General features: G+C 68.8%; 5 protein-coding genes. 4 read left to right on the forward strand and 1 reads right to left on the reverse strand.

What is annotated here, in order from left to right; translation table 11 throughout:
* Nucleotides 1-316 (reverse strand): hypothetical protein (locus VH969_RS06955; protein WP_331972194.1); only part of this gene is annotated, 316 nt, incomplete at its 3' end.
* A gap of 784 nt (nt 317-1,100) precedes the next feature.
* Here VH969_RS06955 and VH969_RS06960 point away from each other — a divergent pair.
* The 4 genes from VH969_RS06960 to VH969_RS06975 form a co-directional block, all read left to right on the forward strand.
* On the forward strand, nt 1,101-4,046 hold the full coding sequence (locus tag VH969_RS06960) for a nitrate- and nitrite sensing domain-containing protein (protein WP_331972197.1): 2,946 nt from the start codon (nt 1,101-1,103) through the stop codon (nt 4,044-4,046).
* On the forward strand, nt 4,043-4,468 hold the full coding sequence (locus VH969_RS06965) for a roadblock/LC7 domain-containing protein (protein WP_291409853.1): 426 nt from the start codon (nt 4,043-4,045) through the stop codon (nt 4,466-4,468). Before VH969_RS06960 ends, VH969_RS06965 begins: the two co-directional genes overlap by 4 nt.
* Nucleotides 4,469-4,584: 116 nt before the next feature.
* The gene (locus VH969_RS06970; protein WP_331972205.1) at nt 4,585-5,202 is read left to right on the forward strand and encodes a DUF742 domain-containing protein; all 618 of its coding nucleotides are present in this window, start codon (nt 4,585-4,587) and stop codon (nt 5,200-5,202) included.
* Nucleotides 5,183-5,517 (forward strand): GTP-binding protein (locus tag VH969_RS06975; RefSeq protein ID WP_331972208.1); only part of this gene is annotated, 335 nt, incomplete at its 3' end. The genes VH969_RS06970 and VH969_RS06975, both read left to right, overlap by 20 nt.

A 5,517-nucleotide genomic window follows, 5' to 3' on the forward strand; every position in this document is an offset into this window, starting at 1 on the left:
ACCCGCCGGTGCACTCGGTCATCGGGTCGACCGTGCCGTTGCCGTCCTTGTCGAAGCACCACTTGCCGTCGGTCGGCATGTCGGTTGGCAGGCCGTCGAGAACGCCGTCGGTCATGATCAGCCCGATCGACACCGGGCGAGCGCCGTTCCGCTCGCTGTAGGCGATCAGCTTGCCGTTGCCAAGTCTGAGCTGCTCGCCGTACTCCGTCACCTGTCCGTCCCGTCCGCCAGCCGCGTTGGCCGACGACGTCACGGCGACGGCAGCTAACGCGACTAGGGGTACGGCGGCCAGGGCCGCCATCCGGCGGAGCTTCATCGTTGCCTCCTGTGATCGGTTGCTTACAGCTGTGGAAGTCCGGCGACACCATACATGGGTGATCGCCATCCTTCGATGCCTTGCTGGGCGGTCGGACGCGATCTCGCAGCTCGAAACGAGGGCGCGGCAGGGATCGAAGGGGACCCGAACTGCTCGTTGCTGTTCTGCGCCACCCGTGCTGACGGCGTTACTCCGTATGCGTCGCTTGAGACTGAGGCGGACGGCTCACATGAGCCTCCCGGCAAAGGGTCTGCGATGTGCTGAAGAGGACTAAGCGCATCCGGCCGATGTGGACAGCGCGCATCCGGCCGGTGTGGACGACGCGCATCCGGCCGATGTAGACGAGGCGCCATCTGGCCGATGAGCTTACTGTGAACGCCAGGACGCGAGCTCTCCCGCGGTCACAGCCTCTGAAGGGGCTTGCTTCTGGATCGATCGAGAAAGTAATTGTCCGCGTGTGACTTTCTCACTCTTTTTCGCCCGGACGCGTTACCCTCCTTTCGGAGGGATTACAGGAGCAGGAAGTTTCCGCTACCCTCCGTCACCGCAGCGAGGGCCGCGGTCGTCGAAGCGATGAAGGGAGCGCGCCCAATGATCTCGTGCTTGCTTCCCGGTGGTGGGAGCTGGGGAGTGGAGCGGCACGGGCGCGTCACCGCTGGGGGCGCCCGGGGGGACAGAGTCCTCACTGGGGTACCTGTCCGTTCGAGCTGGCGGCTACCGGCTCGACAACCAGGGAGAGTGCGTGGGAGTGCCCGACCCGACTAATTTCCCACCTCGTGCCGGCATGAGCCCCAACTATGGCGCCGCCGTGCCTCAGCAGAACCCCGGCTACCGCCCTCCGCCGGCGGCGCCTCCCGCGAACGTGATGAAGCGCGGTATGCGCCTGAGCATGCGCAACTGGCGACTGCGCACCAAGGTCATCACCGTCATCGTCGTCCCGACGCTGACGGCCCTGGTGCTGGTCGGTTTGCGCGCCGAGGACAACCTGGACCGCGCGGCCGACTTCCGCTCGACGGTGAGCCAGGTGGAGCTCGCCCGCAACGTCACCAGCGTGGTGCACGAGCTTCAGAAGGAACGCACCCTCGCGGTGGCTCGGATCGCCGCGAACAACCAGGGTTCGCGAACCGAGCTGGACACTCAGATCAACCTGGTCGACCAGGCGGTCAACGAGGCCCGGTCGGCGGCGGCGTCGCTGGAGACCGATGACGTGGCGGCAAAGAACCGCTACAACCTCGGCCTGCGACAGCTCTCCGAGCTGGATTCGATCCGGGGCACCGTGGAACAGTCCGACTACCCGGACTCAGCGCTGTTCGGCGCGTACACCGGCGTGCTCGACGCGCTGATCCGGCTCGGCCGCGAGATCAGTACCGCGGTCACCGACCGGGACCTGCTCCGCGAGAGCTCGATCATCCAGTCGATCTCCGAGGCCAAAGAGGACATCGGTAGGGAGAACGCGATCCTGCAGATCGCGGCCCTGCGCGGCCAGTTCTCGGCCGACCTGCTGCAGCGCATCGGCGACGCGCAGTCCAGTTCGATCACCAAGCTGGCCGAGTTCCGCGGGAACGCATCGCCCGCCCAGCAGCAGTTGTTCAACGAGACCGTCTCCGGCCCCAAGGTGTACAACCGGGAGCAGCTCAAGGCGCGAGCCGTCTCCGCCGCAGAGGCCTCCACGGCGGACAAGCCGTTGGACCTGGGCATCGACAAGGCCGAACTGACCAACGACGGCTTGGCGACGCTCGAAAGCATGCGCGCGGTGGAGACCAAGCTGCTCGACAACCTGCGCGATGACGCCAACGCGCTGGCCGACGAAGCCACCCAGGCCGCCTGGCGCGACTCGGTGGCCGTGCTGCTGGCGCTGCTGGTCGCGCTCGCCCTGATGACCGTGGTCACCCGGGCGCTGCTGAAGCCGCTGCGGGTGCTGCGCCGGGAGGCGCTGGAGGTCGCGGACCGCAGGCTGCCGGCCTCGGTGCAGCGAATCCTGGCCGATCCGGACCCGCAGGAGGCCGCGAAGCACGCGGTCGAGCCGGTGGCGGTGTTCACCCGCGAGGAGACCGGCGAGCTGGCCCGCTCGTTCGACGCCGTGCAGGAGCAGGCGATCAAGATGGCGACCGAGCAGGCCCTGCTGCGCGACAACATCAACTCGATCTTCGTCAACCTGTCGCGCCGGTCCCAGGCGCTGGTCGAACGCCAGCTGAACCTGATCGAGGGGCTGGAGCAGGACGAGCAGGACCCCGAGCAGCTGGCGAGCCTGTTCGAGCTCGACCACCTGGCCACCCGGATGCGGCGGAACTCGGAAAGCCTGCTGGTGCTCTCGGGCACCGGCCTGTCCCGCCAGCTCAACCGTCCGGTGCCGGCCTCCGAGGTCGTCGGCGCCGCGGTGTCCGAGGTAGAGCACTACGCCCGGGTCGACGTCGCCTCGGCGCCGGAGGTCGCGGTCCAGGGCCGCGCGGTGTCCGACCTCGTGCACGTCATCGCCGAGCTCCTGGACAACGCCACCTTCTTCTCCGAGCCGGAGAAGAAGGTCATCGTCCGGATGGCCATGACCCGCAAGAAGGAACTGGCCATCCAGATCACCGACCAGGGCGTCGGCATGACCGAGGACGAGATCGAGGCGGCCAACGCGCGCCTCGCCGACCCGCCGGACCTGGACGTCGCCGTGACGCGGCGCATGGGTCTGTACGTGGTCGCCCGGCTGGCCAAGCGGCACAACATCATCGTGCGGCTGCGGGACAACGAGGACATCGAGGGTGGCCTGATCGCCCGGATCAACGTGCCGGCCGAGCTCGTGCAGCCCATCGGCCAGCCGTCCCGCTCGATGTCGGCCACGTCGACCACCTCCGCGCTCGCCGCCACGACCGAGGCGCCGACCTCGTCGAGCCTCCCGGTCCGCAACAGCGGCATCGCCGGCGCGTTCACCGGGGGCATGCAGCGGCTGCGCCCGGACGGCACCCCATCCGACCCGAGCGCGGAGACCCGCCAGAACCGCACGCCCGAGGAGGTCGCCGGCTACCCGGCCTTCACCCTCGGGTACGACCCGGCGGGCTCGCCGACCGCGAACGGCATGTCGACCGAGCCGGGCGAGCAGAACGGCCGGCACGGCGACGGCGGCGAGCAGCCGACCGCGCTGTTCGGCACGCCGCTGCCCGAGCCGCCCGCCGACACCGGCACCTTCCCCGCGCTGGGTGCGAGCCGGCCGCCGGACGCGGACCAGAACGTCGACGCGCCGACCGAGCGCCTGCCGATCTACGAAGCCGTGCTGTCGCAGTGGTTCGAGGCCGCCGACACCGGTTCGACACCGCAGACGCCCGCCGACGGGCCGCCTCCCGAGCGGGGGACCAACGGCACGAACGGCGCGCAGGCGACCGAGGAGACCCCCAGGACTCCGCCGGACGAGCCGACCACGTCGTGGACCTCACCGGGTGACGACGGCTGGCTCGCCGCGCAGGCGCTCCTGGAGGACACCCCGGAGTCGCAGACCACAGCCGGTCTGCCGAAGCGGGTGCCCAAGGCACACCTCGTGCCGGGCTCGGCGGCGCCGCGCCATGCCGCGGCGACCGCTGCGGAGACACCAGCGGCTCCGCCACTGCCACCGCGCTCGGCGGAAGCCGTCCGTGGCCGCATGTCAAGCTTCCAGCAGGGCGTTCGCCGAGGTCGGCACGCTCTCATCGAGGCCTACGCTGGTGACCAGTCCGGTTCCGAGGACAGCCGTAAAGACGAGGAGCAGGAGTGACGACCCCGTCCGCCAATCAGCCCGGTAGCTTCGGGTGGCTCATCACAGATTTCGTCCGCCAGGTACCTGGTGTGGCCCATGCCGTGGTCGTGTCGGCCGACGGTCTGCTTCTCGCCGGCTCCCAGGGACTACCCCGGGACCGCGCCGAGCAGCTCTCGGCCGTCTCCTCCGGCCTCGTCAGCCTCACGCAGGGCGCGGCGAGGTGCTTCGAGGCCGGTGGTGTTAACCAGACCGTGGTCGAGATGGACCGCGGCTACCTGTTCTTGATGTCCATTTCGGACGGCTCGTGCCTCGCGGTGCTGGCCGCCCCGAACTGCGACATCGGTTTGGTCGCCTACGAGATGACGCTGTTGGTCGAGCGTGTCGGCCAGCAGATGACTCCGGAACTGCGTGCCCAGCTTCAGGGCGCTCAGCGGAGGTAATTCGTCATGCTGACCGCGCGGATGCGGAGCGGAGGCTGGGCGCCATGCGTCCAAGTCGGGGACACCTGCACCGACGTTGACCGCGCGCCGGCGAGCCAGAGCGGAGGCGAGTAGAGATGCCGGAGAAGGGCTGGGAGGACCTACCCGAGCATGACGTCGGCGACGCACCCAACCGGTTCGACGTCGATGGTTTCCGGGCCAGGCTGTTCGGTGGTCCGGGAGCGACCTTGTACGGTGACTCGGGTATCCCGGCCCAGGGGGCATGGGACAGCAAGGAGATCCCGACCGTCGGTCCCGAGCAGAGCCAGATCGGACTCAGCGACAGCGGCCTGTGGGGCAGCAGTGCCGACCTGCTGAACGGGGACTCCGGCGGGCACGCGGGATCGCAGGCGTACGAGGGATCGATGGTCCGCCCGTACACCAAGACGGGTGGCCGGACAAGGTCCGATTATGATCTTGCGATCGAGGCGCTGGTCTCCACCAGCGAACGGGGGAAGGCCCCGGATGCGGCGGTGCGACCGGAGCACCGTTCGATCTGCGGTCTTTGCTTGGACACCAGGTCCGTCGCGGAGGTGGCCGCACACCTGCGGTTACCGTTGGGCGTGGCCCGGGTGCTGATTGGAGACATGGCCGGTATGGGGCTGGTTCTGATCCATCAGAGCGGCATGGTCGTCGGCGACCGGCCGTCGATCGACTTCATGGAAAGGGTGCTCAGTGGTCTCCGCAGGCTCTAGTCCCCTCAGCTCGCGCGGCTCCGCACCGCAGCCGACGACGTCCGCCAAGATCGTCGTCGCCGGCGGCTTCGGAGTCGGCAAGACGACTCTCGTCGGCTCGGTGTCCGAGATCGTTCCGCTCACGACCGAAGCCGTGATGACCGAGGCGAGCGTGGACGTCGACGACCTGACGAACACCCCGAACAAGGTCACCACCACCGTGGCGATGGACTTCGGGCGCGTCTCCCTGGACAGCGACCTGATCCTGTACCTGTTCGGTACGCCGGGTCAGCACCGCTTCTGGTTCATGTGGGACGACCTCGTGCGCGGCGCGAT

It is taken from the genome of Actinophytocola sp. (genome assembly GCF_036555685.1).
In the GTDB taxonomy this organism is placed as follows: Bacteria; Actinomycetota; Actinomycetes; order Mycobacteriales; family Pseudonocardiaceae; genus Actinophytocola.